This window comes from Thermoleptolyngbya oregonensis NK1-22 (assembly GCF_032705245.1).
GTDB lineage: Bacteria > Cyanobacteriota > Cyanobacteriia > Elainellales > Elainellaceae > Thermoleptolyngbya > Thermoleptolyngbya sichuanensis.
On the sequence record NZ_CP053540.1, the window covers coordinates 1,554,990 to 1,578,645 of the forward strand.

The following is a 23,656-nucleotide window of genomic DNA, read 5'->3' on the forward strand; positions in this document are numbered from 1 at the left end:
TCAATTTCTAGATCTCCAACATGCCTGACCTCCAACCATTTCTCGACATCGCCACCGAAGCCGCCCTCGCCGCCGGAGCCGTCCTCCAGGGCTACTGGGGCAAGCTGGATTCGGTGCAGGAAAAGGGGCGACCCGGCGACCTGTTGACTGAGGCAGACAAAGCTTCGGAGGCGGTGGTGCTGGAGATTTTGACGCGGCATTTTCCGGATCACGGCATTCTGGCGGAAGAGTCGGGAAACGTCGGCCTGAGCGAGAGCGAGTTTCTCTGGGCGATCGACCCGCTGGACGGCACAACCAACTATGCCCATCAATACCCTATGTATTCAGTCTCCATTGGGCTACTGATCCAGGGACAGCCGCAGGTGGGCGTGGTCTACTGCCCTTTCTTTAACGAACTGTTTCGGGCGGCGAAAGGACTGGGGGCAACGCGCGATCGCCAGCCCATTCGCGTTTCCCACACAGCAGAACTGTCAAAAAGCCTCCTGGTCACAGGCTTTGCCTACGATCGCCGCGAAACCATCGACACCAACTACGCCGAGTTTTGCCAATTGACCCATCTCACCCAAGGGGTGCGCCGGGGCGGTTCTGCCTCGGTTGATCTGGCCTATGTCGCCTGCGGACGACTGGATGGCTACTGGGAGCGGGGGCTGAGTCCGTGGGATTTGGCAGCGGGCATCGTGCTAGTGGAAGAAGCGGGCGGACAGGTAACCGCCTACGATGGTGGCCCTTTCGACTTTGCCAGCGGGCGAATCCTGGCGACCAACGGACGGGTTCACACGGCCCTCAGTCAGGCCTTGCAAACCGTTCGCCCCCTACCGGAATTTGACCCAGCCACCTGGCAGGCTTAGCCGTTTTCTTGCAAACAATTTCCTTGCAAACATCTGGTAAACCATGACCCACCTGGAGAGCAATGCAGCTACACTAGAGGGAACTTTGGCTAGGGAATGAGTTGAGAAGCGCTGATGTCGTTTAACCTCGAATCGGGCTTGTTTGGCTTGGGTTGCTCAGATTACCACGCGGTGCTGGGTGTACCTGTGGATGCTGACCCAAAAGACATTCGCAAAAAGTATCTGCGGCTGGCGCAGCGCCTCCACCCAGATAGCTCAGGCCACGAGTCAGAGGAGGATCGCAAACGAGCGGCAGAGTTTTTGTCTAAGCTGGTGAATCCAGCCTACGAAGAGCTTTCCAAAGAAAAGAAGTTCAACGAGCATCTGGTGGTGCTGAAGCTGAAGGGGCAGCAGGCGCTGAACCAGCAGGAAACGATCTTGCTGCAAAGTGACGCGGCCCGCAGCCTAGCCAGCGCCTACGGCGAATTAGACAGCGCCTATCGTCAGGCAATCAAGCGGCTGGCCGACGAGCAATACGCCCATCTGGATAAAACTGAAGAGATCACTGGGCAGATTAGTGAGCTAAATCTGGTGTATCTGATGCGGAAGGCAGGCAAGGGCGAGTTCCCCACGCCCGCCGCCACCAGTCCAGCAAAATCTGCGGCAGCCAGCACCCCCGCAGCCAGCGCCACCCCCACTACGGGCGCTCGTCCGACCTCGACACCTCCTGCCGCCAAAGCGCCGCCCAGTCGGGAATCGGTCTTGGCCTCCTACTTGCGACGGGCGGAGGAGTTTGAAACCAAGCAAGATTATCCCAGCGCGGTCAAAGAGTTGCGGGATGCGCTCCAGATTGCTCCGAAGAACGGCAGCATTCACAGCCGACTGGGGGCAGTGTATCTGCGGGCAAACCAGCCCACGATGGCCAAGATTCATTTCCGCAAGGCGCTGGAGCTAAATCCAAAAGATGCCGCAGCGGAGGAGGGGTTGCGCCGAGTTGACCCTGCGTTTGCCGCTGCGAATGCCCAAGCTGCAAAAGCCGATGCCAAAGCCGCCAAGCCCACGCCGGGCAAGCCTGCGCCCAAGGGCAAGCCTGCGCCCAAGGGCAAGCCTGAGTCGGGCGGCGGGTTGTTTGGTCTGTTTGGTGGTAAGAAGAAATAGGCGGCAACCGGGATCTAACCCAACTGTCCCGCCGATCACCCACTCATTACAAATTCATCAATGGTGTACCAACCCCCCACAGGAGCCAGGGATCTGTTTCCGCTGGACGTGGCTCAGAAGCGCTGGATTGAGGATCGGGTGCAGCAGGTGTTTCACCGCTGGGGCTATCATCGCATCATTACCTCGACCCTAGAACGAATCGACACGCTGATGGCAGGCGGCGCGGTGCAGCGTTCGACTGTGATTTTGGTGCAGGATCGCGATGAGGAAGAACTGGGACTGCGCCCAGAGTTGACGGCCTCCATTGCTCGTGCTGCGGCCACGCGCCTAGCCGGAATGACCTATCCGCAGCGGCTCTACTACAATGCCAATGTCTTTCGGCGATCGCCCCGCAGCGGCATGGGCAGCCAGCACGAGTTCTATCAGGCAGGTGTGGAACTGCTGGGGGCAGACGGTAGCGCAGCGGATGCTGAGGTGCTGCTGCTGCTGAGTGACTGCGTTGCCAACTTGGGCTTGACGGATTGGCATTTGATCCTGGGTGAGGCGGGGCTGACGCGATCGCTCCTTTCGGTGTTTCCAGACTCCGTGCGAGAATCGGTGCGACGGGCGATCGCCTATCTCGACCGACTCCAACTGGAGTCCCTACCCCTCAGCCCAGACCTGCGGGAGCGGGCGCTGCTGCTGCTAGATCTGCGGGGACGGCCTGCGGACGTGATTCAGCGGGTGTCTGCGCTGGATCTGGACAACCAGCAGCGCGATACCGTGAACGCGCTCAAGTCCTTGCTGGAACTGCTGCACGACAGCTTTAGCCGCGAACACCGCTCGCCCCCCAATCTGGTGCTAGACCTCAGCCTGGTGCAGACCTTTGACTATTACACGGGCATCGTGTTTGAAGTCGTCAGCAGCGGCGACAGCGGCCAGCGGGTGCTGGGGCAGGGCGGCCGCTATGACCAACTGTTGTCGCTTTATCATCCCCAGCAGCAGACCTGTCCGGGTATTGGCTTCACCTTCAACATCGAAGACCTGCATCAAGTCCTATTGCCCACTGGGCAACTGCCTGCCCAAACGCCGCCCAGCGATTGGCTCGTTGTGCCCAAAACCCCAGAGGCGATCGCCGCTGCCTTTGCCTATGCCCAGACGATCCGCGACTCGGCCCATCTGGTGCGCGTGGAGGTAGACCTGATGCCCCGCGACAGCCTGGAGGCAACCCGCCACTATGCCCGCGATCGCCGCATTGGGCAAATCGCCTGGATCGCCGCCGACGGCACGCCAGAGGTTGAGCCGCTATTGGGGCGATCGCCCTAAAAACGACCGGATAGACCTTACGCAGTTGGACACTTTCTCGCAGGCGCAACCCGTGAGAAAGTGTCAAAATCCCGAAAGCTGATCGCAAGTGCGTAAGTCCTGCCTGAGAAATAACCTGTACAATGGTGCTGTAAAGCCTTGCCAGATCTGGCTTTCATGACCTGGGATGGATTCCCTGAATCAGCCAAAGCGAGATCATAAAGGCGAGATTGTGATTCTATTGGGCCACTCAGTTAGACCTAAACGCTAACCTCAAGCCCACCGGCCTGCCACCTGCCTGCGATCTGTCTGAGAGGAGAACACTGTGCCGCATACGATTGTGACCCACGTCTGCGAAGGCGTTGCCGACTGTGTAGATGCCTGCCCCGTTGCCTGCATCAACCCCGGCCCCGGCAAAAACAACAAGGGAACCGAGTGGTACTGGATTGACTTTAGTACCTGCATCGACTGCGGCATTTGTCTGCAAGTGTGCCCCGTGGAAGGGGCGATCGTGCCCGAAGAAAGGCCCGATCTCCAGGAAACTCCCTGATCCTCCCCTGGTTCCCTTGATGTTTGCGTTGCAGCGTCCTAAACGCCAACCCCCAAAAAAAACAAAAAACCAAGCCCCATGACCACGGCTCCCTTGCTCACCGTCGAATCGGTCTATGCAGGCTACATCCAGGATCTCGATATCCTCCAGGGCGTAAATTTTCGCGTATACCCTGGCGAAATCGTGGTGGTCGTGGGCCCCAACGGCGCAGGCAAATCGACCCTGGCAAAGACCATCTTTGGGCTGCTAACGCCCCATAGCGGTCGGATTCACTTTCGCAACGAAGACATCACTGGGCTGAAATCGGATCAGATTGTGCAACGTGGCATGTGCTACGTGCCGCAAATCGCCAATGTGTTTCCGTCGCTGACAATTGAGGAAAACCTGGAGATGGGCGCGTTCACGCGCTCTGGCTCGGTGCAAAGCCTGAAGCAGAAAATTTTTGACGCATTCCCCAGGCTGGCTGAGCGGCGGCGACAACGGGCAGGAACGCTATCGGGTGGAGAACGGCAAATGTTGGCGATGGGGCGGGCGCTGATGCTCGATCCGGAGTTGCTGATCTTGGATGAGCCGTCGGCGGCGCTCTCGCCTATTCTGGTGAATGACGTGTTTGAGCGCATTCGGCAGATTAACCAAATGGGCATGGCGATTATGCTGGTGGAGCAAAATGCCCGCAAAGCCCTGGCAATGGCGCATCGGGGTTACGTGCTGGATACTGGGCGCGATCGCATCGAAGGGCCGGGTCCCGAACTGCTCAATAATCCTCGTGTCAGCGAACTCTATCTCGGCGTGCGCCCCGCGTCCTGAACCGAGCTGCAACCGTCATCTGTCTGAAAACTTCTCGCGGAGGAAATCTCATGGCCCCGAAACCCGGCATCCTGCTCACTACGGCCAGCCAAATCGGTGACCTCCAGATTGTCGATCATCTCGGCATTGTCAGCGGGGAGGCCATTTTGGGCGCGAATATCTTCAAGGACTTCTTTGCGGGCATCCGCGACATTGTGGGTGGGCGATCGGCCGCCTACGAGCGATCGCTCCGCGAAGCCAAAGACACCGCCATGCGCGAAATGGTGGAACAGGCCGAGCGCTTAGGTGCAAACGCCGTGATTGCCATTGACATCGACTACGAAACCATCGGCATCAGCAACGGTGGCAGTATGCTGATGGTCGCCGTCAGCGGCACAGCCGTTCGCTACGTCTAGTTAACGCCCAGCAGCCTGCGGCCTCAGTCAATTCGGCAATGCGCCTCCTATGATGAAACGTCGCGTTGTCAAGGACGACCCACTGCCCAGAGCGCAGTTGAGGAATCTAGCAGGTTTCGAGCCAAGCTTCAAACACGGTTCGATTACATGTCCCTTCAATCGTGTGCTTGAGTCCATCCAGGTCGATCGGCTGCATCACTTTTGACCGAAAGTCATTGCTGCAAGGTTTAGCCATTGTATTGTCGGGGGAAGACGCATCAGCTTTTCTCTAGGCTATGTCTTAACCTGCCCGAATGCAGCCCCGAATGCAGCCCCGAATGCAGCTATGACATCAGTGTAATTTGCTGCTATTCTCGCAAACCTAGAACTTACGCAGTTGGACAATTTTTCGCGGGCTGCGCTCGCGAGAAATCGTCCAAAATCCAGAAAGCTGATCGCAAGTGCGTAAGTCCTGAAACCATTCAAGATTGCTATTGAGAGAGATATAAAGAGACCTTAAAGAAATATCAGTTGTATTTAAAGGAATTGAGTTTAAAGAGATCGAATCTAGGCAGGTTCAACGGTTGGCTGACTCTGTAATTTAACGTAAAGCCTAAGCTGTTTTTTCTCTGACTTTACTAGAGCTTTATTGGAAGTTCAGAAAACTACGGAAGCACTGTTAAGGTGCCATAAAGATAGATATTTTTACTAGCGTAATTGCCACAAGCCAATGAATTATGAGGATATTCAGAGGTGAGGTGAGAGTTTCCGGATGGCTTGGATGAGGCTTGGTTGAAGGCAGTCTCCTGGGCATCTACAGGTGAGCTTTAGGCAGGCTCTAGCAGACTCGAAAGGGTGGGTCTCGCGCTTGATGTCTGGTTTCTGAGGAATAGATGCTCTCTGACAGCAGGTGACTTTGCGCTTAGCGGACATTTAGCAGCGGGACGGTTTCTAGTCAGAACTTCGGTCTTTGTAGAAGGTACTTTTTTATGTCTCTAGCTTCCCAAGACTATTACGAGGAAATAGATTTTCAGAAGTATTGGAACGTGATGAAACGGCGCTGGCTGCCAGCGACCACCGTGTTTCTGACGCTTACTGTGCTGTCTACGGCGATCGCGCTCCGTCAAAAACCTTCCTACGAGGCCGAGACCTTGCTTCAAGTCCGGTCCAGCGCCACCTCAAGGCTGACAGGCGTGGGCGAAGGACTGGGCGAACTGGAAAGATTGACCCTACAGAGCAACCCGGTCGATAGTCAGGCGCAAATTATCCAATCTGCTCCCATCGTTTCTGAGGTCATTCAGTCGCTCGACCTCCGAGACGAAAACGGGAACCCGATGCTGGTTAAGGACTTGGCTGGCAGATTAACTGCCCGATCAATCCCAGCGACCGATCTGTTGCGAGTCACCTATGCTTCTGACGACCCTGAAGAGGCCGCAGCCGTGATTAACCGCTTGGTCGAGGTTTATACCAAGAACAACGTTCTGGTGAACCGTGCCGAGGCAGCCGCCGCTCGAGAATTTATCGCCAAAGAGCTACCCAAAACTGAAGCTGCTGTAAGGGCTGCCGACTCTGACCTGCGTCGCTTTAAGGAAGAGAATGGGGTAGTGCTGCTGGAAAGCGAGGCGCAGGAAGCGGTCAATATTATCTCCAAGCTTGAAGATCAGGTGACCCAGGCGCGGGCTGAACTCTCTGACACTTCTGCGCGTCTTGCCCAGTTGCAGGGGCGCGTCGGCGCAGACCCCCGCCGAGCAACCGTGATTGCTGCTCTAAGCCAGTCTGCCGGTGTCCAGGAAGCACTGACTCAGTTGCAGGCGGCTCAGCAAGAATTGGCTGTTGAGCGGACTCGCTACACCGAAGACCACCCGGCGATCGCCAACCTCCAGCGCCGGGTTCAATCCCTGGAAGAGCTATTAAGGAATCGAGCCGTCAGTGTTGCTCGATCCGACTGGAACAACATCCGAAACGATCTCCAGGCTGGAGCGCTCCAGCAGGATTTGATCGGTGAACTAGTCAGACTGGAAGTGCAGCGCCAGGGGATTGTGCTTCGCCTAGAAACTCTGGCACAAGCCAGCAATGCTTATCGGCAACGAGCAGGGGCACTGCCTCGCCTAGAGCAGCAGCAGCGTGAGCTAGAGCGTCGCCTCAATGCCGCCCAAACGACCTACGAAGCCCTATTGGTCAGGCTTCAAGAAATCCAGGTTGCAGAGAACCAGAATGTCGGCAATGTCCGCGTTGTGTCATCTGCTACCATACCCGACGAGCCACTTCCCTCCAAGAAGAAACTTTTCCTGGTTGCCGGCGCGCTCTCAGGAATGCTCTTAGGAGTTGCGACCGCCTTCGGCATCGACCTGTTTGATCGCTCAATCAAGACCGTGAAAGAGGCCAGAGAAGCCCTTGGCTATACCCTCCTGGGCGTGATTCCGGTCTTTACCCGAGCTGGCAAGTCCAGTTCAGCCCTGGGTGCTTTGGATCATCCTGCACCGCGCGTTGTGGTTCAGGACATGCCGCAGTCTCCAATTGCTGCGTCCTACCAAATGCTGCAAGCCAATCTCAAGTTTTTGAGTTCTGACAAAGCAGTGCGGTCGTTCGTCATTACTAGCTCAGTCGCTCAAGAAGGGAAATCCGAAATCGCTGCCAATCTGGCAGCAACGCTGGCCCAGCTAGGTCGCAAGGTACTTTTGGTCGATGCTGACCTGCGCCGACCTGCACAGCACCATACCTGGAACCTAGTCAATGCTGCGGGCTTGAGTAATCTCTTAATTGATCAAGTTTCCAGCGATTCGGTAATTCAGGAAGTCATGCCGAATCTATATGTCCTGCCCAGCGGTGTTGTGCCTCCTAACCCAGTTGCGCTATTAGACTCCAAGCGTATGGCCGCCCTGGTTGACGACTTCCTCAAAGAGTATGACTTTGTTCTCTTTGACACGCCTCCTCTTGCAGGCATCGCCGATGCAGCAGTTCTTGGGAAAATGACTGACGGCATGGTTTTAGTCGTTCGCCCAGGAGTTGTCGATTCATCGCGTGCCCTTGCAGCCAGGGAATTTCTGAAGCAGTCTGGTCAGCAAGTTTTGGGTATGGTACTCAACTGCGTTGATGTTCGCAATGAGCCTGATAGCTACTTCTACTATGCAGGCAGCCAGTACCACTTCAGCAGTTCTTCTACGGCTCTATCTGGAGCTACTCAGATCGGTGCTGGAGTTGGATCTTCCTCTGCAAAGTCGCAATAAAGCTGAAAGAGCATCTATCTTACCTGATTCATTGAGATAGACGCTCTTTGGGATGTTGCTAGCCAGTTATCTGGTTGCCTTTATTTATCGCCCGTGTTTATAGCATTTACATCAGGAGTGGTTGAAGCAATGCAATACCATATCGTACTTAGTGGGACACGCTGGGCACAGACCAATGAAGAGATAAAGCTCGGCAAGCGTCCGCGAAACTACATTGCGCTGCTTCAGGAAAAACTGGGTGCCTGTATAGACATGCCTAATGTAGAAGCAAGCAGTGCAGATAAAGTGCGATCGAAGCTATTCGCAGGGCGGCCGGAAAACTGGGCTTTAGCCAGGCATCTCGTTAACCAGCTTACTTCTGATGATGTTGTCTTCTGCAATGCCGAAGATTCATCCATACCCTTCTCTGCTTACTGTGTCAGCAAGAAGGATCGCCCTAAGGTTGTTTCGCTGTTTCAGAACTTTGATCGCCCACGGAATCGGCTCACAGCCAGATGGCTGAGGATTGCTAAGTCTACAGATCTATTTGTAGTCGGTTCTAAGTTCCAGCAGGATTTGGTTTGCAGAGATCTCAATCTCCCGAAATCTAAAGTGCTGTATTTGCCGCAGTTCGTAGATACAAACTTCTTCAAGCCTGGACTCCCTTCTCCAGATAAGAAACGTCCTATTATCGCCAGTGCAGGTCTAGAAAATCGAGATTATCGTCTGGTTGCTGCCGCAACTCAGGATATGGATTTAGATGTCAAGGTGTGTGATGCGTCTCGGTTTGCAAAGCGCTTGAAGAAGTCTTTCCCAGATGTGGTTCCTGCCAACATGGAATTTCGCTATTACGAGATGGGAGAGTTGGTTCAGCTTTATCGAGATGCAGATATTTTTGTAATGAGCGTGTTTGAGAGCGATTATCATGCTGGCTCTACCTCATTGGTTGAGGCAATGGCCTGCAAGCGCCCCATCATCGCAACTGCCACAAAAGGACTGTCTTCTTATCTCGATCCAGATGCAATCCTCACAGTCCGTCCGGGCGACGTTGAAGGTTTGCGGAACGCAATATCCTATTTGCTCAATAACCCCGACGAAGCAAAGAAACGAGCGGAGCGAGCCTATCAGATTGTGATGGAGCGCCATTCTTTGGAAGTCTATGCAAACACAATTGCTGCCCGCATGAGGGAACTTGGAGGGGGCGATCGCCCTGATGAAAGCATCATCATCGAGCCTGCAAGGCAGCCTGCAAACTTGGTGTAGACAGTATTGTTCGCCTAAAGGCATTGCAACGCAGAATCAGGCTCAAGGTTTCTACTGGATGTAAGCGGCATAGACATGAAACATCGACGTAAGCTACTCAGCAACTCAGCCTCAATGCTCGTTAACCGAGTTGTGCAAAGTGTTGCGACCTTTGTGCTGTCTGCATCCATTTCGCGATTTCTGGGTGCTGATGAACTAGGAAGATATCTGCTTGCCTTCAGCTTTTACTACATTTTTGTCGGGATTGCATCTCACGGACTAAAAAACCTGATGATCCGGATGATTGCTCAAGGAGCAGAATCCACCAGAAATGAGTCATTCTATTTACTCAACTGCACGATTCTTCAGCTAATCATTAGCATCTTGGGCTATATTTGCCTGCTTGCAATTGTCACCATCCTTCCATACGAGCCAGGAACGAAACTGACCTGTTACATCATTGGTGCCGCTGTTATCCCCTTCTCTCTTTCCAACATGACTGAGGCCTTCTTTCAGTCACAAGAAAGAATGCATCTAATTGCTACTGCAAACGTACCTGTTTACGTTTCTCGCATCTTGGCAATGATTGCGGCAATGCAGCAGGGCTATGGAGTGAACACGATTGCTTTGCTGTTTGTGATTTCAGAAACGCTGATTTTTCTGATTCAGTGGGTTCTGTTGACACGAGAGATGCAGATGGACTGGAGGCTTGACCCAAGTTTCATGATTGAAAAGTTCAAGTCTGCTGCCAGCTTTTTTGCAATTGATAGCCTGGGAATTGTGAATGCTAAACTCGAATTCTTGATTCTATCTGTGGCAGGAAGTGAGCTTCTCGTCGGGCTGTATGGCGGGATTATCCAGCTAATGCAGCCTTTTGTAATTATGACAGATAGCCTGATGCAGGCAGCCTATCCAGGCATGGTCAAGTCTGTTCAGGAGGGGACAGATAAGCAGCGCAAAATTGCTCAGAGTATGATTGGAATTCTCCTGTCGATTGCGCTGCCAACCTGCATTGGGTTCTTCTTCTTTGGAGGAGATTTGCTGCAGTTTGTCTACGGTGACGAGCGATTTCGAGATGCAGCCATCATCCTGACTGCATATTCCTTTTCAAGAGTCTTGGCATCGTTTAACCGACCGTTTGGATTCGTCTTGATGGCAAACGGGCTGGAAAGAATTAATATGCGCGAGGGTTCCGTAACAATGGCCGTCAAAGCCTTGTTTGGATTTTTCTTGGTGCCAAGATACCAACTTGCGGGCGCAGTTTCGGTTGCGCTATTGGTCAGTGTTTCGACATTCTTACAATTTTTGTTTGCCCTTCGTCGTTTATTCTCAATCAACTTCCTGGAAGTGTTCTATTATCCAGGCTTGATTTGCGCCCTAATGCTTCCTATTTTCGTAGGTCTTCAAAGGCTCAATCCAGGCTTCATGATTGTGCTAACCACCTCTACACTGGTCTATTTCATGATTGTGGGACTGATTGGTGTCTACGCACTGGGGGGACCAAGGTACGTTTGGTCTAAAGTTGCCAACCGCAGTTCTGGCTAGCTAGTTCCCCGCAGGATGTGTCTATAGACCGATTGTTCTACATTCTGACTCGAATCTTGACGAAGGAGTGAGTGCTGTGAAGGGACTGTGGCGATTCCTTGAGCTTGTATTTGTTATAGCTTATCTAATTCTTTATGCCGGCGGCATTCTCACACTTTTTCTGTCAGGAGGATTTAGCGAAGGAAACGCGGGTTCTCTGAGGGATGTCGATTTTGCCTTGATTCGACAATTGCTTCTTGTAAACTATGGCATTTCCTTCTTGCTTTTACTATGGCGATGGAAATATGTTGTTCAGCGGCTATTTAGGAGTCCGTTCCTCCTGATTCTCCTGGGGCTTGTGGTGTGTTCAGTTCTCTGGTCTGCTCAGCCAAGCCTTACGCAGACAAGGGTGATCGCGCTTCTTGGCACCACGCTATTCGGAATTTATTTTGGAACTCGATTCAGCCCGAAAGAGCAACTTAATATCTTGGCTATTACATTCAGCATCATTTTGCTTCTAAGCCTCGTTTTTGTAATTGCTCTTCCTCAATATGGCAAAATGAGTGGCATTCATGCTGGTGCATGGCGCGGCATCTTTATTCATAAAAATCCATTTGGGCAACTGATGGTGTTAAGCTCTCTCATTTTTCTCTCTCTTTCTTTGAGAGGAGGGCAAAATTCCTGGAAGGCGATGTTAGGACTTACAATGTCCGTATTTATGATTGTGATGTCAGCATCTAGTTCATCACTGATTAACTTTGTCACTTTATTCTTAGTTTTTACAGTTCTAAAAGTTACGCTTTGGCCAGATCGAGTCATGATCCCAGTAATCTCTGCACTTGCCGCTTTTGGCTGTTTTGCCTCAATTTTTCTAGTGGAGATGCTGGAGTTAGTGGTTGGCTCAGTAGGTAAGGACTTAACGCTGACAGGGCGCACAGATATTTGGCCAATTGTGATCCGTCAAGGCTTACAAAGGCCCATTTTAGGCTATGGATACAGCGGATTTTGGGGAGATTGGAACAGCCCTGGTGCAGCAGTTTGGAAAGACTACGGTTGGCTTGCGCCGAATGCTCACAATGGGTTTATCGATCTCTGGATTCAGCTTGGATTTGTCGGTGCTGCTGTTTTTATCCTTGGATTTTTGCAGATGTTTATACGCAGCCTTCAACTGTCTAAGCAGTCAGATCCGTCTTTGTATTCGTGGTCGGTAATTTATTTGATTTTTACCTGCCTGATTAACTCCACAGAGTCATCTCTGATGGTTAATAACAGTCTAAACTGGGTTCTCTTTGTTTCTCTGGGTATTTCCTTACAGCTACAAAAATCGCGCTTGCGACAACCTAAGGACTCCATAAAGATTTCTGCCGATAATCTAGCGCATTCTGTCGAGTGATGAGATATCTAGTAGATTTTGTTTGGAGAATCTTGGCATGAAAGTTTTAATGTTGGGTGAAGGACTTGCTAGGAGAGGCGGCATTGTTTCGGTTCAACAGTTGATCCTAGAACAGACCGACCCGTCGATAGAAATTGAGCACATTGCAACTTTGGTTGACGGCTCTCCGTTAGATAAAATTCGAGCATTTCTTAAAGCACTGCTGAACTTGTCGAGGGAGTTGCTTTTTGGAAGTGTTGACTTAGTTCATATCCATGTTTCCGAAAGAGGCAGTGCATTTCGTCAAGCCATTACTACATTGATTTCTAAGTTGTTTGGCAAGCCTGTCGTGATGCATACTCATGGCTCAGAATTTCATGAATTTTATAGCCATTTACCTGCTTTTGTGAAAGCTGCTCTGAGTTGGGTCTATCGAAAATGCGATCGCTTCATTGTCCTTTCTGAAAGCTGGAAGGAATTTTATATAGATGCACTAGAGCTAAGGCAAGAGCGGGTGACTGTGCTGCCCAACGCAGTCAAAATTCCAGATCAGATTCCTCAAAGAGAACCGACAGAAAGTAGTCAGATTCTCTTCGTGTTTTTTGGACGAATTGGCCATCGAAAGGGAGCGTTTGATCTGGTTAAAGCACTATCACTACTCCCTAGAGAATATCATTCCCAGGTACGGCTAGTAATGGCTGGCGATGGTGAATTAGAGCGTTTAGAAGAGCTAGTTCAAGATTTTGAACTCCAAGATGTTGTCTCTATTATGAGTTGGATTAGTCCAGCCCAACGAGAAGCTCTGTCGCGAGAAGCCAGCGTTTTTGTGCTTCCTTCCTATAACGAGGGCTTGCCGATGGCTCTGCTGGAGGCGATGAGTTGGGGTCTGGCTGTCATTACAACTCCTGTAGGTGGCATTCCAAGTGTGATTCAACATAAGAGAAACGGTCTTTTGGTTGATCCGGGTGATGTCTATCAAATTGCAGACTCGATCAAGTTGTTAATAGACGACTGCAATCTAAGGCATGAGTTAGGTAGGGCAGCATACACAAGCGTTTTACCCTTTGGCTCTAATAAGTATTGGCAATCGCTGACTCATGTTTATACTTCCACGCTGTTTGAATCATAGGTTTTGCTCATTGAAGATGTGTTTTGGTGGCAAGTTTCTGAAAGGCACTTTATAGTTTTTATACTAGTTTTCTGCCAGTTCTGACTTAGTTAAACCTGTCGAATTGACCAATTCGGAGATGCAATGAGAGTTAATATCTGTGGCGTTGGAGTTGATGATTACTCCTTTGACGAAGTGGTGAATCGGATTGTGCATCACGCCCTCACATCCACAACACCGGAATATGTGGTGACTCCAAACGCACACCACATTATGATGTTGCAGCACGATCGCCTATTTCGAGAGATTTATCATCATTCGTTTCTTTCAGTTCCAGATGGTGTCCCGCTGCTTTGGGCTGCTCACTTCTTGGGAACACCGCTTAATGGGCGCGTCAATGGAACCGATCTGTTTGAAGAACTATGCGCGGTTGCTGCACAAAAGGGACTTAGAGTTTTCTTGCTGGGAGGTCGTCCCGGTGCGGCAGATCGTGCCAAGGCAGTGTTGCAAGCGCGTCATCCTTCTTTAGACATTGTGGGTACACACTGCCCGCCGTACGGATTTGAGCGTGATCCTGATGAACTCGCGCTGATCCAGTCGAAAGTGCGTGCTGGTGCTCCCCATTTACTCTTCGTAGGTTTGGGAGCACCCAAGCAGGAAAAGTGGATGTACGCCCATTACAAGGCGCTGGGGGTGCCCATTTCTTTGGGGATCGGCGTGAGTTTTGAACTGGTAGCAGATATGGTCAGACGTGCCCCGGTGCCTATGCAAAAGCTGGGCATGGAATGGCTATTTCGGTTGCTAATGGAGCCAAAGCGTTTGTGGCAGCGCTATATTCTCGGCAACCCATATTTTGTTTGGCTTGTGTTGCGGCAGCGGTTAGGGATTGCGTCGTTTCGTTTGGAGTAAGTCCCTATGTCTCAAGTTAAGACTTTATCTCGTCGGGATTGCCTTCTGTTTGGGCTAGGAACCGTTGTAGGTATAGGCCTGCATTCTGCGAAAGAAGCGATGTCTCAGTCACTTCTCGTGTCAGAACTTTCCCGATCAAGGTCGGTAACTCCTGAAATGGCGATCGCCCTCGAATCCGAAACACAGTCGCTCAAGCAGCGGGCTGCTGCCAAGGGATTGTTCTTTGGGGCAGCAGCACGTCATCGGGATCTACTCAGCAGTCAGTCGTTGGCAAATTCTTATATCCGCGAGTGCAGTGTTCTTGTTCCTGAATGGGAACTGAAATGGGCCGCTGGAGATCTACCGCTGCGCCCCAACCCAGATCGGTTTGACTTTACTCGGAGTGACGAGATGCTCAGGTTTGCCAGAGCAAACGGGCTAAGTCTGCGCGGACATGCCCTAGTCTGGCATTTGTCTAACCCGAGATGGCTGAGGGAAACCCTGAACCCAAGCAACGCTGAGCAACTGCTGACTTCTCATATCCGCACAGTCGCAGCACATTTTGCAGGTCAGATTCATTCCTGGGATGTGGTGAATGAAGCAATTGAAGTTCCTGATGGACGCTCCGATGGGCTAAGGAATAGTTTGTGGCTAGAGTCTTTGGGGGAAGCCTATATCGACTTGGCATTTCGGCTTACTGCTCAGGTAGACTCCCGGGCGCTTCGGGTCTACAACGACTACGGATTGCAGTATGCCACGTCGAGTCATGAGTCAAAGCGTAAAGCGGCGCTAAAGCTAATGGAACGCCTGGTAGCAAGCGGAACGCCTGTGCAAGCTTTTGGAATTCAGTCACACCTACGGGCAGGCGAAACCCGCTTTGATGCTGAGCGATTGAGACGGTTTTTGAAGGATCTGGCCGACCTGGGACTAAAAATCCTGATCACTGAGTTAGACGTGAGCGATCAGAATGTTCCGGCTAATCCGTCAGTTCGCGATCGTCTCGTGGCCGATGCCTATCGGGAGTATCTAGATGTTGTGCTGGACGAGCCTGCTGTCATTGGTGTAGTGACTTGGGGGCTGAGCGATCGCCATACGTGGCTCTCTGGCGATAAGCCCCGCGAAGACGGGCTGCCTGTGCGTCCCTTGCCGCTAGACGAAAACCTGGAGCGTAAGCCTGCATGGTGGGCGATCGCCCAAGCCTTTGATAACGCTCCCCTTCGCTAGATCCTGCCCGCTACTAGCGAGGTATCTCGCAGCGAGGCACTTCATAGCTACACTTCATAGCTATCGGTGACGAATATACTCGTACACACCCAAGTAGGCCGCGCCTGGATCTTTCCACGAGTAATCATAGGCCATGCCTTGCAGGACGAGCTTCTCGAACTCTTCAGGATAATAGCGCCACAGCCCGATCGCCCGATCCATCGCCGACTCTAGCGCCTGAAAATCGGTATGTTGAAAAACGTAGCCGTTGCGCTTTTCGGGCGGGTGGTTTTCGTCATAGTCCCGGTCAAACACGGTGTTCACCAAGCCACCCACGCCCCGCACAATGGGAACCGTGCCGTACTTCAGACCAATCATCTGGGTCAGCCCACAGGGTTCAAAGTTGCTGGGTACAACGATCATGTCTGCCCCAGCGTAGATTAGGTGAGAGAGTTCTTCGTTAAAGCCAAGCTCTAGGTGAGCGTCTGGATTGCTGTAGAGAAAGTTCTTTTCGTGCCAGAACCAGTCGTTGATACCGCGCTCGGTGGCAGACCCCAGCAGCACAAACTGGACACCCCGCAGCAGCGCATGATAAATCGCATGGTGAACCAGATGCACGCCCTTTTGCTCATCCAGCCGACCAATGTAGCAGATGAGGGGCTTTTCAGGGTCATGGCGCAAACCCAGGCGATCGCGCAGTGCTTTTTTATTCTTAACCTTGTTCTCTAGCGTTTCGGCGGTGTATTTTGCCGGAATGTATTTGTCAATTTCTGGGTTCCAAATGTCGTAATCAACACCGTTGAGGATGCCACTGAACTTGTAGCTGTGGGTGTGCAGCGTGTGCCCCAGACCATAGCCCTCGCTGCCATAGTGAGCTTCCCAGGCATGGTGAGGCGAAACCGTGTTGACATGATTGGCGTAGACGATGCCACCCTTCATGAAGTTGAGGACGAAAGGATTGAAGTTATCTTGCAGGCGATCGTACTGAAAGTAATATTCCTCGTTGTTTAGCCCCGTCGCCCAGAGGATATCTACGCCGCCGATGCCCTGGTGTTTAAAGTTGTGGATGGTGAACAGCACGCGCTGATTGGCCATGCCGTGCCATTTGTAAATCTCATACAGCATGACGGGCACTAGCCCAGTCTGCCAGTCGTGACAGTGAATCACGTCGGGGCGTTTGTTGGTGCGAAGCAGAAATTCCAGCGCTGCTTTGCTAAAGAAAGCAAAGCGCATATTGTCATCCGGTGCGCCGTAGTAAATACCCCGGTTGAAAAAATTATCCTGGGATTTGGGCTGAATGAAGAAGCAGAGACGACCATGCACCCAGCCGCAAAACACGTCGCACCTGATCGCTGCGCCATACCAGGGCACCGACAAATCTCGATAGGCCTCGTGCAGCCCCCAGATGTGGTCATACCTCATGCAGTCATACATGGGCAGGATGATTTCGACCGTGTTGCCGCGAATCTCTAGCTCCCGGCTCAGCCCATAGACCACATCGCCCAGTCCCCCAGCTTTGATTACTGGCGCACACTCAGAGGCAACTTGCACAATATACATGGACGGCTCCTTGCTGAAGGGAAACTGGCTAATGGCTACGTTGGACGCTGGGCTGGATGCCCCTCAGAAACACTCTGAGAGACGCTCTAAAAAGCACTTTGAAGGCACTTTCTGAAGAGACACATTAAGAGAGGGCAGCTTAGCTGACGCTTTACATGCGATGCTTTACAAAAGTATAAAACCATATTTTGGGGGACTCGTGGGTAGTCTGGGGCGATCGCCCTCAAGAGATTTTCCCAAAACCAGACTCGACCGTCAGCCTGACTTCTCTTTTTGAGCAGAGTCCTGCCAGAAACCCTTTGATCGCTTTTGTGACCAAGCCTTTTGTAATGTAGGTGTAATGCAGGGCTGTAATGTAGGTGTAATGCAGCGCTGATGCCGTCAGACGCACTCTCGCCCATCAGGAATGAAGCGGAGGAGACAGACTACAGACAAGCAGCAGTAGCCCGAACAGATCGGCATTCATGTTGGGCAAAGCGCGGCGAGACGATCGGGGACAGGCCGCCCGTTCCAAATCCTGCTCAGCGGCATGGGCTAGCTCAGTGGCCACGCGAGCCGCATAGGGGCGAATAAACGACCAGATCAGCGGCGACAGCCAGCCCTTAAGCGTGACAGAATAGGACACTCGCGTACCGCAGAGCGTAGACTCAACGCGATAGGTGACTCGCTCCTCTATCCCTGGCAGCGCCAGGATGCGGACGCTCAGCAGCTCGCGGGGCGACACCCGCTCAACAAAAATCCGAATCGGAATCGGCAAAAACAGGCGCGAAACCGCCTGATAAATCAGTCCTGGCTTGGGGATGAGTCCTTTGGGAACGTTGGTGCGGGCAATTAGCGGATGCCAGGAAACGTCAGCCAGGTTAATGACTCGCTGCCAGAGGGCATCCACCGAAGCAGAGCTAATGGCCTGATAGGTTTCCACGAGGGGCTGCACCCATTCTTCCGCACCACGGCGTGAATGCCGACCCCAAAAATCCAACATTTTTCGTCTCCTCGAACACCGAGTCGTTGATCAAATCAAACCAATTTTCGGACCAAATTTTGACCTCATCTAGGGGCTTGCTTCGCGCTAAGCCAGCCTCTAAAAATTTACGAATTCAACGAGGCTCCGGTTTTATCCGCCATTTTTAGTTTTATACCAGGGTTTATCCATCACTTTATGTAGTCCTGATCCATTCTAAAGGTCTGCTTTTCGTTTCGTTTGTTAAGCCTGGTTTACAAAAAAGCTGGGAGAGTATTCCGCCTGGTCGCAAACCGTCCAATAGGACTCTAACGGGACTCTAAAGGCGGCCCTGGGGCAAAAAATGGCTATTGGGGCGTATTGACCAGCTCAGCAGCAGATCAGCAGGAGATCGTCGCCAGCTGAAACCCGCCAGCAACCCATCAGCGCTAGAGTTAAATAGGAGACGCTCACTTCCACGAATAGCAATGCAGCAGGCTGGTCGGAAAGGCACGCAGGGATGGTTTCAAAGGGCCCATTGGTTAGAGATACTCTGGTTAGCGATACTCCGACCCGTCGCAAGTCGGTGGCGGGTGGCCGGGTGGGTGGTGATTGGATGCTGGATTGGGGCGATCGCGCTGCTGCCGCAAGGGGCGATCGCCGGGCCTGTTGATCCCTATGTGGCGCGGTTTCTGGATGCCTCCGAGCCAGTGGAACTGCCGCTCGATGCAGACACGACCCGACCGTTCTCGGCGATCGACCTAACCGCAGGCAAGCGCCTGTTTGAAGAAAACTGCAAAAACTGTCATGTCGGCGGTTCGACCCTGCCCAACCCGACCGTGCCGCTGTCTCTTGCGGCGCTGAAGGGCGCAACCCCGCCCCGCGATACCATTAATCGCCTGGTTGCCTTTCTGCGGGCCCCTACAACCTACGACGGCTCCGAAGAGGCGCTGGAGTGTCGTCGCGTTTCGGAGGACTGGATGAACCAGACGCAGGTCGAAAACCTATCCGCCTTCATCCTGCGATCGGCTCAGAAAGCACCTGGCTGGGGCACGGCTGATTTTTAGCCGATCCCTAAACGCTGCTCTAGGGTTCGACCAGACAAGCTGACTGACTGACAGAAATGGGCGAAAGCTTAGAGGCTAGTCTGTTGCCACGCGCCATTACCGTGTATCAAACGAGCGTACCAAACGAGCATGGAGGGATTCGAACCCCCGACCCTCAGAACCGGAATCTGATGCTCTATCCACTGAGCTACATGCCCTCGGCATCCTAGCGAACTCTTGAGCAGACTCCTAAAGCAGACTCCTAAAGCAGACTCTTAGAGTAGTAAACTTTAGAGCGATCGCCAATCACCACTCAGAGAGTATAGCACTTTAAACCTGGAACTGGAGACATGCCCTACAAGCTGCTGTTTGTTTGCCTTGGCAACATCTGTCGATCGCCCTCTGCGGAAAACATTATGAACCTGCTGATTCGACAAAACGGGCTGGACGGGCAGATTATTTGCGACTCGGCGGGTACGGGCGCATGGCACGTCGGCAACCCGCCCGATCGCCGCATGAACGCTGCCGCTCAGGCGAAGCTGGGCATTACGCTAGAGGGAACCGCCCGCCAGTTTCATCCCGACGATTTTGAGGAATTTGACCTGATCCTGGCAATGGACAAAGAGAATTACGAAAATATTCTGCGCCTCGACCGCAGCGGGCAATATCGCCACAAGGTCAAGCTGATGTGCGACTATTGCCAAACCTATGGCGATCGCGAAGTGCCCGACCCCTACTACGGCGGCACAGAGGGATTTAACTACGTGATTGATCTGCTGATGGATGCCTGCGGCGGATTGCTGACAGAGTTGAAGGCGAGTGGGGCGATCGCCTAATAGAGGCCAGGTTGCTGTTCTCCTCTCACCTGCCTTCTCTCCTGCTCTCTCTCCCGCCTTCTGCAAGGTTGAATGCAAGTTGAAGAATGCGAGTTGAATCTGATGTTGAATGCGACGGAGGCACTCCGCAGGGTGCTTATTCTGGCTGAAGCGGCAGCGTGACGGTAAATTGCACCTGTCCGTCAGCACAGTCTAGCTCCAGCGTCCCTTGCAGACACATCACCAGCTTTTTCACCAGCGCCAGCCCAAGCCCCGTGCCGCCATATTTCCAGGGGTCGTTGTTGGGAATGCGGTAGAACTTTTCAAAAATGCGATCGCGCTCGATGAGCGGGATTTCAGTGCCCGTATTGATGACGCGAATCTGGAGCTTTGGAATGACAAGACCTTGGAAAGGAAGCTCTTCCCTGTCCTCCCGCCCAACTCCTTTCTCCTGCCCTTGCCCCCCAGCCTCCAGCCGCCTCTTTCGTTCTTCCCTCTTCGTTCTTCCCTCTTCCCTCTTCGTTCTTCCCTCTTCGTTCTTCCCTCTTCGTTCTTCCCTCTTCGTTCTTCCCTCTTCGTTCTTCCCTCTTCCCTCTTCCCCCTCCTCCTGCCTTTGTCCCCCCGCTTCCAGCCGCTTCACCTCGACCCAGATTTCGCCGCCCGCAGGGGTGTATTTGCAGGCATTGGTCAGCAGTTCTGTAACCACGCGCTCTAGCTTGGCCAGGTCGGTGATCAGAGGCGACAGACTGTCTGCGTCTAGGCGAATTTGCAGGGATTGCTGGTGATTGCGGGTGCGTTCCTCAAACGGGCGCAGCAGCGGAATCAGCCAGCCTGCTAGGTTAATGCTGCTGAGGTGCAGCGCATCTGCGCCCGCGTCGAGCCGCGACAGGTCAAGTAGGTCGTTGATCAGGCTGATTTCGCGCTGAGACTCTTCCCGCAGGATTTTGAAGTATCGGTTGACCCGGTTTGGCTCTAGCTCGGTGGTGCTGTCCAAAATGCCCGCCTGCCGGAGGATTAGCTCCAGCATTTGAATGGCCATTTTGATGTTGGACATGGGCGTTCGCAGCTCGTGGGAGACGGTGCTGAGGAAGTCATCTTTGAGCTGGTTGAGTTTTTCCAACTCTCGCACCTGGGCCTGGGCAGCTTGAAACAGCCGGGCCTGGCGGAGGGCGATCGCACACTGGTTGGCCACCTGCTGCGCCATCCGCAAGTCCTGCTCGCCAAAGGCATAGAAGGCGTGGTTGATCATCCACAAATCGCCCAGCACGCCCTGGTCGTCCATAATGGGCGTTGCCAGCATGGACACGCGCCCGCGCACCGGGTTGGGCACAAGAGAACAGAATTGTAGACTCTGCCCGTTGAGCAATGGGCCGTAGATCTCTGGGAAGGCCGCTAGATCGGCGGTGCGTCCTTGGTAAGGCGAGACGGTGGTGGTGTATTCATAGCGGACGGTGGAAGTGCCCTCTTCTAGGTCATAGAGGGCGGCATTGCAGCAGCTAATCTCGGTGGCGATCGCCAATTCTTGCACTGCCGTTTGCAAAATCTGATCTTCGTCGAGGCTGTCGCGCACCTTGTCGGTAATGCGTTTGAGCGTCGCTTCAAAGTTCGACGCTAGCCGCAATTCGGCCGTGCGGGCCTGAATCTGCCGCTCCAGATCAACATTCAGGCGCTGCACCTGCTGATAGAGTTCCGACTGGGCAATGGCTAGGTCTAACTGGCCCGCAAGTTGGGTAATCAGGTCAGTTTCCCACTTCTGCCAGGTGCGATCGCCCAAACACTGATGCACCACCAGCCAGCCCCACAGCGTATCCTGCTGCATCATCGGCACGACCAGCATGGCGCGAACGCCCAGCCGTCGCAAAACGCTGCGAGAATGCTCTGAAAGCGATTCCGCTTCTGGGCTGCTAAGGCTGTAGACCCAGCCCGCGCTGCTAGTCGGGCGATCGGCAATCGGGAAGATGCTCTCTGGCGGCGGATGCCCGGAAATCGTGGGACACCCTTCGGCGATCGCATCCACAATGATGCTGCCTGTGCCATTTTCAAACAGGCGGTAGATCAGCACCCGATCTGCCTGAAAGATTTGCAGAACCTGATCTACAGCCGTATTCAGGATGTCTTTCAAATCCAAAGACTGGCTCAGCATCCGGGCAAAGTGGGTGGCTTGTTTGGAAACCAGCGCCATCTGCTGCTCGACCGAGGCCGTTGGCTGGGCAGTAGGGTCTGTTTGCTTTTGGTGGGTAATATCGGTCAAAAGGCCCAGCCGTTGCCAGGGCAGTCCATCGGGCGTGCGAGACAACAGGCGATCGCGCGATCGCAGCCAGCGCCACTTGCCGTTGCTCTGCCGCAAACGAAATTCCACCTCATGCTCATCGCTCGACTCGCCCAACATCTGAGCCAGATACGTCTGCACCCGTGCCCAGTCTTCTGAATGAACCCGCGCAGAGAGGGCGGCGATACTGGGCGACTGTAGCCCCTCCAGGCAATCCCCCAACACTGCCGCCATCTGATCGTCGTTGATCAGCATGAGGCGGTGCGCCACCCGGTCATAGACATAAACCAGGTCAGAAATCAGCGTGAGCAGCGGTTGAATGAACGGCGGCAGCGCATCTGAGAAATCCGTCAGGCTGCTAGCTTTCAGGCTGCTAGCTTTCAGACTGCTAGCTTCCAGGCTGCTAATTTCCAGGCTGTCAAACTTGAGCAGGGGTTGAGCGATCGCAGACGATGAGGCAGCGGAACCATCGATCGGTGGCGCAGGAGAAGAGTGCGATCGCGCATGACTGTTGCTCACGTGGGAACTGCCTGACAAAGATTCGGGCCCGGTGCTGTGTCTATTCTCGCAGTTCCGTTCAAAATTCTCTGCCGACTGACAAGAAGATGCCGGAGCAGGGCGCTCGAAAAGGGGCGCATTGTCCGACTGCGGTTCCTCCGAGTTAGATTGGGGCGGGGTCTTTTTCGACCGAGATTTTAGGCTCATGGGCGGGCTTCCTGACAAGCAATGCGGCTTGCCGCTGATCAAGACACCGAATTTGCCTAATCCATCGAACCAAAACGAACACAAGGGCATGAGGGGTTTAACAGTCTCCCACGACGTATCCTCAATCTGCCCTACGGCAGGCGTTGTCTCTGCGCTCAGTCATTCTTGCAGCTAATCTCTCAATTAACTTTTGTGATAGGCACCTAGGCTGTGAACCCCTGAGGCAAGATGGGCGATCGCCCTTTTAGGTTTTGCTTCGGAAAGTTAGGTTACTTCACGGCTCCAAACAGATGGCTTTGCACCTGATTCAACTCGTGTATTAACTCAAGCGAGTGGTTTTAAGATGCCCACAATCTGGGACAGTCTCACGGTTCGTTCAAAATTCGTGAATCGTGAATTTTGTAAATCGTTAATTCAGAGGCAGACCCGATGCTTCTTAAGAAATCATTAGAGTAAAGGCCAAAACGACTTTGCAATCAAACGTCACAGAAACAGAGGCGCTGGAAACCCTCTTGGGCTATTTTCTAAACACCTTTTGGGCACTTTTGCGGTCAAAAATTCGTCTTGCTGAACCAAACTCTAATAGTCCGGTTTCGCGGGTCAAGTTTTCTCACGTTTGTTTGGCAAATCTTCATGATTAATTGCCAGACATGGTGTTGATTCAACCCGGCAGTTCGCCATCTCCGCAACGATTCCCCCACTCACCTTTCACGGTTCCATCCATGCTCCTTAAACCAGGTAGGACTGACGCAGTTGGACGCTTTCTCGCGGACTGCGC

The 23,656-nt window shown here is 53.0% G+C and carries 18 protein-coding genes, 1 tRNA gene and 1 pseudogene; 15 read left to right on the plus strand and 5 right to left on the minus strand.

What is annotated here, in order from left to right:
- The first annotated feature begins 20 nt into the window (after nucleotides 1-20).
- From HNI00_RS06660 to HNI00_RS06685, 6 genes are all read left to right on the plus strand, one after another.
- Nucleotides 21-848 (plus strand): inositol monophosphatase family protein, encoded by an 828-nt coding sequence (locus tag HNI00_RS06660; protein ID WP_316791805.1) that lies wholly within the window; start codon nucleotides 21-23, stop codon nucleotides 846-848.
- 114 nt (nucleotides 849-962) lie between these two features.
- The gene (locus HNI00_RS06665; protein WP_316791807.1) at nucleotides 963-1,985 is read left to right on the plus strand and encodes a DnaJ domain-containing protein; all 1,023 of its coding nucleotides are present in this window, start codon (nucleotides 963-965) and stop codon (nucleotides 1,983-1,985) included.
- A gap of 60 nt (nucleotides 1,986-2,045) precedes the next feature.
- Nucleotides 2,046-3,290 carry an ATP phosphoribosyltransferase regulatory subunit gene (locus HNI00_RS06670; RefSeq protein WP_316791809.1) on the plus strand — a complete coding sequence of 415 codons (1,245 nt, stop codon included), beginning with the start codon at nucleotides 2,046-2,048 and terminating at the stop codon, nucleotides 3,288-3,290.
- Between the two features lie 304 nt (nucleotides 3,291-3,594).
- Nucleotides 3,595-3,819, plus strand: coding sequence for an indolepyruvate ferredoxin oxidoreductase subunit alpha (locus HNI00_RS06675; RefSeq protein WP_172358501.1), 225 nt, complete (start codon nucleotides 3,595-3,597; stop codon nucleotides 3,817-3,819).
- 78 nt (nucleotides 3,820-3,897) lie between these two features.
- Nucleotides 3,898-4,626 carry an ABC transporter ATP-binding protein gene (locus HNI00_RS06680; protein ID WP_316791811.1) on the plus strand — a complete coding sequence of 243 codons (729 nt, stop codon included), beginning with the start codon at nucleotides 3,898-3,900 and terminating at the stop codon, nucleotides 4,624-4,626.
- Between the two features lie 68 nt (nucleotides 4,627-4,694).
- Complete coding sequence (locus tag HNI00_RS06685; RefSeq protein ID WP_068516363.1) at nucleotides 4,695-5,021, plus strand: heavy metal-binding domain-containing protein; 327 nt, start codon at nucleotides 4,695-4,697, stop codon at nucleotides 5,019-5,021.
- Between the two features lie 10 nt (nucleotides 5,022-5,031).
- On the opposite strand, the pseudogene HNI00_RS06690 reads toward HNI00_RS06685, so the two are convergent.
- A pseudogene (locus HNI00_RS06690) lies at nucleotides 5,032-5,184 on the minus strand (transposase); the annotation flags it as partial.
- 805 nt (nucleotides 5,185-5,989) lie between these two features.
- On the opposite strand from HNI00_RS06690, the gene HNI00_RS06695 reads away from it, so the two are divergent.
- From HNI00_RS06695 to HNI00_RS06725, 7 genes are all read left to right on the plus strand, one after another.
- On the plus strand, nucleotides 5,990-8,227 hold the full coding sequence (locus HNI00_RS06695) for a GumC family protein (RefSeq protein ID WP_316791814.1): 2,238 nt from the start codon (nucleotides 5,990-5,992) through the stop codon (nucleotides 8,225-8,227).
- Nucleotides 8,228-8,356: 129 nt separating this feature from the next.
- Nucleotides 8,357-9,469: a glycosyltransferase family 4 protein gene (locus HNI00_RS06700; protein ID WP_316791816.1), complete on the plus strand. Its 1,113-nt coding sequence runs from the start codon at nucleotides 8,357-8,359 to the stop codon at nucleotides 9,467-9,469.
- A gap of 75 nt (nucleotides 9,470-9,544) precedes the next feature.
- A complete protein-coding gene (locus HNI00_RS06705; RefSeq protein WP_316791819.1) occupies nucleotides 9,545-10,993 on the plus strand; it encodes an oligosaccharide flippase family protein in 1,449 nt (482 codons plus the stop codon).
- Between the two features lie 76 nt (nucleotides 10,994-11,069).
- Complete coding sequence (locus tag HNI00_RS06710) at nucleotides 11,070-12,365, plus strand: O-antigen ligase family protein (protein WP_316791821.1); 1,296 nt, start codon at nucleotides 11,070-11,072, stop codon at nucleotides 12,363-12,365.
- Nucleotides 12,366-12,402: 37 nt separating this feature from the next.
- On the plus strand, nucleotides 12,403-13,473 hold the full coding sequence (locus HNI00_RS06715; protein ID WP_316791823.1) for a glycosyltransferase family 4 protein: 1,071 nt from the start codon (nucleotides 12,403-12,405) through the stop codon (nucleotides 13,471-13,473).
- Between the two features lie 123 nt (nucleotides 13,474-13,596).
- Nucleotides 13,597-14,361, plus strand: coding sequence for a WecB/TagA/CpsF family glycosyltransferase (locus HNI00_RS06720; protein WP_297076530.1), 765 nt, complete (start codon nucleotides 13,597-13,599; stop codon nucleotides 14,359-14,361).
- Nucleotides 14,362-14,478: 117 nt separating this feature from the next.
- The gene (locus tag HNI00_RS06725) at nucleotides 14,479-15,564 is read left to right on the plus strand and encodes an endo-1,4-beta-xylanase (RefSeq protein ID WP_316791827.1); all 1,086 of its coding nucleotides are present in this window, start codon (nucleotides 14,479-14,481) and stop codon (nucleotides 15,562-15,564) included.
- A 60-nt stretch (nucleotides 15,565-15,624) separates the two neighbouring features.
- Here HNI00_RS06725 and glgA read toward each other — a convergent pair whose 3' ends face one another.
- Together glgA and HNI00_RS06735 are read right to left on the minus strand one after the other, a co-directional pair.
- Nucleotides 15,625-17,103 (minus strand): glycogen synthase GlgA, encoded by a 1,479-nt coding sequence (gene glgA, locus HNI00_RS06730; RefSeq protein ID WP_316791829.1) that lies wholly within the window; start codon nucleotides 17,101-17,103, stop codon nucleotides 15,625-15,627.
- 400 nt (nucleotides 17,104-17,503) lie between these two features.
- The gene (locus tag HNI00_RS06735; RefSeq protein ID WP_297076522.1) at nucleotides 17,504-18,085 is read right to left on the minus strand and encodes an SRPBCC family protein; all 582 of its coding nucleotides are present in this window, start codon (nucleotides 18,083-18,085) and stop codon (nucleotides 17,504-17,506) included.
- Between the two features lie 563 nt (nucleotides 18,086-18,648).
- Between HNI00_RS06735 and psbV2 the strand changes: the two genes are divergently transcribed.
- A complete protein-coding gene (gene psbV2 / locus HNI00_RS06740) occupies nucleotides 18,649-19,110 on the plus strand; it encodes a photosystem II cytochrome PsbV2 (protein WP_297076515.1) in 462 nt (153 codons plus the stop codon).
- 124 nt (nucleotides 19,111-19,234) lie between these two features.
- On the opposite strand, the gene HNI00_RS06745 is transcribed toward psbV2, so the two are convergent.
- Nucleotides 19,235-19,307 (minus strand) — tRNA-Arg (locus HNI00_RS06745).
- A 132-nt stretch (nucleotides 19,308-19,439) separates the two neighbouring features.
- Between HNI00_RS06745 and HNI00_RS06750 the strand changes: the two genes are divergently transcribed.
- Entirely contained in the window at nucleotides 19,440-19,925 is a 486-nt protein-coding gene (locus tag HNI00_RS06750) for a low molecular weight protein-tyrosine-phosphatase (RefSeq protein ID WP_316791832.1), read from the plus strand.
- A gap of 136 nt (nucleotides 19,926-20,061) precedes the next feature.
- Here the strand turns inward: HNI00_RS06750 and HNI00_RS06755 are convergent, their stop codons facing one another.
- On the minus strand, nucleotides 20,062-22,692 hold the full coding sequence (locus HNI00_RS06755; RefSeq protein ID WP_316791836.1) for a GAF domain-containing protein: 2,631 nt from the start codon (nucleotides 22,690-22,692) through the stop codon (nucleotides 20,062-20,064).
- Between the last annotated feature and the right edge of the window lie 964 nt (nucleotides 22,693-23,656).

Excerpts from the sequence above, each read along its gene's own strand:
- HNI00_RS06660 (WP_316791805.1), top strand. The coding sequence starts at position 21 with ATGCCTGACCTCCAACCATTTCTCGACATCGCCACCGAAGCCGCCCTC.
- HNI00_RS06665 (WP_316791807.1), top strand. The coding sequence starts at position 963 with ATGTCGTTTAACCTCGAATCGGGCTTGTTTGGCTTGGGTTGCTCAGAT.
- HNI00_RS06670 (WP_316791809.1), top strand. The coding sequence starts at position 2,046 with ATGGTGTACCAACCCCCCACAGGAGCCAGGGATCTGTTTCCGCTGGAC.
- HNI00_RS06680 (WP_316791811.1), top strand. The coding sequence starts at position 3,898 with ATGACCACGGCTCCCTTGCTCACCGTCGAATCGGTCTATGCAGGCTAC.
- HNI00_RS06695 (WP_316791814.1), top strand. The coding sequence starts at position 5,990 with ATGTCTCTAGCTTCCCAAGACTATTACGAGGAAATAGATTTTCAGAAG.
- HNI00_RS06700 (WP_316791816.1), top strand. The coding sequence starts at position 8,357 with ATGCAATACCATATCGTACTTAGTGGGACACGCTGGGCACAGACCAAT.
- HNI00_RS06705 (WP_316791819.1), top strand. The coding sequence starts at position 9,545 with ATGAAACATCGACGTAAGCTACTCAGCAACTCAGCCTCAATGCTCGTT.
- HNI00_RS06715 (WP_316791823.1), top strand. The coding sequence starts at position 12,403 with ATGAAAGTTTTAATGTTGGGTGAAGGACTTGCTAGGAGAGGCGGCATT.
- HNI00_RS06720 (WP_297076530.1), top strand. The coding sequence starts at position 13,597 with ATGAGAGTTAATATCTGTGGCGTTGGAGTTGATGATTACTCCTTTGAC.
- glgA (WP_316791829.1), bottom strand. The coding sequence starts at position 17,103 with ATGTATATTGTGCAAGTTGCCTCTGAGTGTGCGCCAGTAATCAAAGCT.
- HNI00_RS06735 (WP_297076522.1), bottom strand. The coding sequence starts at position 18,085 with ATGTTGGATTTTTGGGGTCGGCATTCACGCCGTGGTGCGGAAGAATGG.
- HNI00_RS06750 (WP_316791832.1), top strand. The coding sequence starts at position 19,440 with ATGCCCTACAAGCTGCTGTTTGTTTGCCTTGGCAACATCTGTCGATCG.